3 protein-coding genes are annotated in these 3,999 nt (G+C 35.4%); 2 read left to right on the top strand and 1 reads right to left on the bottom strand.

The window, feature by feature from the left end:
* Nucleotides 1-290 precede the first annotated feature (290 nt).
* Together F6K22_RS34575 and F6K22_RS34570 are read left to right on the top strand one after the other, a co-directional pair.
* The gene (locus F6K22_RS34575; protein ID WP_293108857.1) at nt 291-1,847 is read left to right on the top strand and encodes a bifunctional pantoate--beta-alanine ligase/(d)CMP kinase; all 1,557 of its coding nucleotides are present in this window, start codon (nt 291-293) and stop codon (nt 1,845-1,847) included.
* A 577-nt stretch (nt 1,848-2,424) separates the two neighbouring features.
* Nucleotides 2,425-3,393 carry a polysaccharide deacetylase family protein gene (locus F6K22_RS34570; protein WP_293108854.1) on the top strand — a complete coding sequence of 323 codons (969 nt, stop codon included), beginning with the start codon at nt 2,425-2,427 and terminating at the stop codon, nt 3,391-3,393.
* A 240-nt stretch (nt 3,394-3,633) separates the two neighbouring features.
* On the opposite strand, the gene F6K22_RS34565 is transcribed toward F6K22_RS34570, so the two are convergent.
* Nucleotides 3,634-3,762: a hypothetical protein gene (locus F6K22_RS34565; protein WP_293108852.1), complete on the bottom strand. Its 129-nt coding sequence runs from the start codon at nt 3,760-3,762 to the stop codon at nt 3,634-3,636.
* Nucleotides 3,763-3,999 lie beyond the last annotated feature (237 nt).

The following is a 3,999-nucleotide window of genomic DNA, read 5'->3' as shown; positions in this document are numbered from 1 at the left end:
ATGGCGAGATCTCCGTTCCCTCCGGGACGCTAGGCAAACGCTGGCCTCCAATCTCCCCTTGAGAAGAAAAAATTTTTCATAATTAGTCAATCCTATCCGTTTTCAAGGAGAGGTAATTATTAATTATTAATTATTAATTATTAATTGTTGAACTACCCTAATTTTATGTGAGGTTTACAGTATAAAGGATTCAGTCTGACAAAATGTGTAATTAATTTTGTGTACCTGCTTAACAGACTTCTGATTTCTAACTTCTTGAATCTGCTTACTTATTATATTTGTCAAAAAAAATGCGTTTATTTACAACTATTGCAGGTTTGCGGTGCTATTTAAATTTACTACAAACTGAGCAACAAAAATCTCTCTATACTATTGGTTTAGTTCCGACAATGGGAGCTTTGCACGAAGGACATTTAAGCTTAATTAAACGTGCAAAAGAAGAGAATAAAATTACAGTTGTCAGTATTTTTGTTAATCCTTTACAGTTTGCTCCTACGGAAGATTTTCAACAATACCCTCGACAGTTAGAAGCAGATAAAAAAATTTGTGAACAAGAAGGAGTAGATGTAATTTTTGCTCCCAGTCCTGAAATAATGGGTATGGAAAATGACCTATCAACTAATGCTCAAAACTCTACAACTACAGTTGTTCCTCCCTCTCACATGACATCAATTATGTGTGGAGTTTCTCGACCTAAATTTTTTCAGGGAGTAGCAACAATTGTCACTAAATTATTAAGTTTAGTTCAGCCAAATAATGCTTATTTTGGTCAAAAAGATGCTCAACAGTTAGCAATTATTAAGCAATTAGTCAAAGACCTAAGTTTGCCAATTAATATTGTTTCCTGCCCAATAATTCGCGAAGCTTCAGGATTAGCTATTAGTTCTCGCAATCAATATTTAACTCCTGAACAAAAACAACAAGCTTCCATACTTTATACTTCTCTTTGTCATGGTAGACAAATATTTTTAGAGAATCGAGATACACCAAATATTCTCAAAAAAATCCAAAATGCTGTTAAAGAAAAATTAGCATCTCAACCAACAGTAAAACTAGAATATCTAGAAATAGTTCATCCTGAGACTTTACAACCTTTAGAAAATATTCAAAATATAGGCTTATTAGCGATCGCTGCTTATATTGGCTCTTGCCGTTTAATAGATAATATACTCTTGAGAAACCGTCAACCCATAATTGCCATTGATGGGCCTGCTGGTGCTGGTAAATCCACAGTCACCAAATTAGTAGGACAAAATCTAGGACTTTTGTACTTGGACACAGGGGCAATGTATCGGGCCGTAACATGGATGGTATTACAAGCTGGTGTGCCAGTTGAAGACCAGGCCCAAGTAGCAGAATTAGTCAGTCAATGCCAAATTAGCTTTAATGGGCCAGAAAATAGTCATGTCATAATCAATGGCCAGGATGTCACAGTAGAAATTCGGAGTAGGGAAATAACAAATAATGTTTCAGCTATTGCAGCCCAGCCTACTGTCAGGTATTTTATGGTAAAACAACAACAAAAATTTGGAACTAAAGGAGGGATAGTAGCAGAAGGACGAGATATTGGTACCCATGTATTTCCGAATGCTGAAGTCAAGATTTTTTTAACAGCTTCCGTAACAGAGCGATCGCGACGGCGATTACTAGAGTTACAGCAGAAAGGTCAAACGAATATCAGCTTAGAAGAAGTAGAAAAAGATATTATTCGTCGTGACAAAAAAGATAGCAACCGGGAAATTTCTCCCCTGCGAAAAGCTTCAGATGCTATGGAAATTAGTACAGATGGTTTAAGCATAGCTGAAGTTACTCAAAAAATTGTCGATATATACAAACAAAACATTTGAGTAACTCCAGAAAATACGGAGTAAATAAGATTAGTTAAATTTAAGTCAGGATAAAAATTTATGACAAACAAATAAAAATATTATATATATTTATAAGAATCTCAAAGAGGCTATTACTTAATGGTAATAATCAAAGTAAGTATAACGCTCTCAATTTTGTAAGTTATGTATTAAACGTAAATTAGCTAGTCAGTTATATCAATACCTTAAGGCGTTTTATTGCTGCACTCGAAGTCATAAATAGGAAGTCATAAATCAGAAGTTTGTTCTATTATAATTTTCGGTTAAAAGTTTCTACTTATAGATGGATAAATAGAGTTTAAGACCCCGGCTATAGATTTCATTTTAGCGATGGAAAATTAGTGGCTAGTGACAATCTCCCACTAACTTTAACTTCTGATTTCCTACCGAATGCGGAGCTAAAACACTTATGATTTATGACTTCTTCAAGGCTAAATATCCAACCTCTTTTTTGAGCTTAATCTACTTATAATCCTCCCAAACATGAAAAAAATTAACTTTTCAAAATTTATAAATAATACCCTAAAGTTCAAATATCTGTAGAAAATAGAAAAAAATGACAAACTTAAATGTATTATCTAGACAAGGAAAATCTTTAGCAACAATCATCGCCGCTAGTGGCAGTTTTTTAATAGGGATTCTACTCCCCCTAGATATATGGGCGAACCCAGAAGCAACCACAACAGCAAGCACAGCAATAACTACAAATACAATTAATCAACCAGCAAATAACAAAGAAAACCAATTAGAAGTAATTAAAATTAGTTCCGTCCTTGCCAAAAACATTAATACAACTCGACAGAAACTCAGGGAATTAGAATTAAAAACCTTTGATTTTAGTGTGCCAAAAAGGTTTCAAGGAAAAACAGTTAAAAATATTACTCTGAAAAACAAACAAAAAGTTATTGCCTTAACTTTTGACGACGGTCCATGGAACAAAACTACAGAACAAATATTAGATATTCTGAAAAAACATAACATTCAAGCAACTTTTTTCGTAGTCGGCCAACATTTAAACGTACGTCAAGAAATAGGCAAAAAAATTGTAGAAGCAGGTCACGTTATTGCTAATCACACATGGAACCACCCTTCTAAAAAGAGTAAAATGAATCCAGACCGCATCAAAAGTGAAATTGGACGTACAGCAGACCTTATATACAAAATCACAGGTAGGACTACTAACCTATTTCGACCTCCTGGTGGCGTTCTAGAAAATGGTTTAGCTGACTATGCGAAAGAACGGAAACACACTGTAGTCTTGTGGTCTGCTGATTCTGTTGACTGGTATTATAGATCGGCTCCAGAAATTACCAAAAAAGTTTTGAATAGAGCAAGTAATGGTGGAATTGTCTTGCTACATGATGGTGGTGGTCCAAGAGGTCATGTTGTAGAAGCTCTACCCAATATTATTGCTGGTTTGAAAAAGCAGGGTTATGAATTTGTGACAATACCAGAACTTCTAACAATTAAAGATAGAGAATTACATCAGGAAGAGTTAGCAAAACAACAAAGTAAAAAGCAATAATTAAAGGAGTTTGTAGCTTGTAATTCTTAGGTTTAAGATTATGGTGATTCAACCTCAAGCAATTGTGAAAACAGATTTTAACTGAGTCAGTGGCTTCAACAATTAATAATTAATAATTATTAGCTCTTCTTAATAAAGAAGAGAATTACCTAAAAGGAATTTTGGTTGTGCATCAACAAAGTGTGGGATAGGTAAGTCTGGCTGGCAAATATAATCTTAAAGCACTAATATATAAACATTTTAGCATTTTTGGAGGGCAAAAAGTACAAATTTTTCAGCTTGAGCGACTAAAAAGTTAGGACGGCTGGCAAACTTGCATAATAAAGATACAGGTACAATTATTCCTCCTACTTTCGGACGTCTCCCCATACTTCCCACCCGGACCACACTTCCTTGACAGACTACCGGAATTTTTTTCTTATCTTGGTTGATTGAATATGGCGAAGTTTCTTCGCCATCCCATCCTTACCGAGAGCTCCGCAATTCAAGTCGCTCCGCGAAACGACCGCTGTCTTGGTCGATGGGAGGCAAGCGAGGAGACCTCGCCATCCCATCCTAACAGACTGCTCCGCGAAACGACCGCTTTTTCTCCATGAATGGAGAGGC

Origin of the sequence: Okeania sp. SIO2F4, from assembly GCF_010672385.1 — a bacterium.
Lineage (GTDB): Bacteria > Cyanobacteriota > Cyanobacteriia > Cyanobacteriales > Microcoleaceae > Trichodesmium.
The sequence above is the reverse complement of the archived record's forward strand: the minus strand, read 5'-3'. Positions and strand labels throughout refer to the sequence as shown.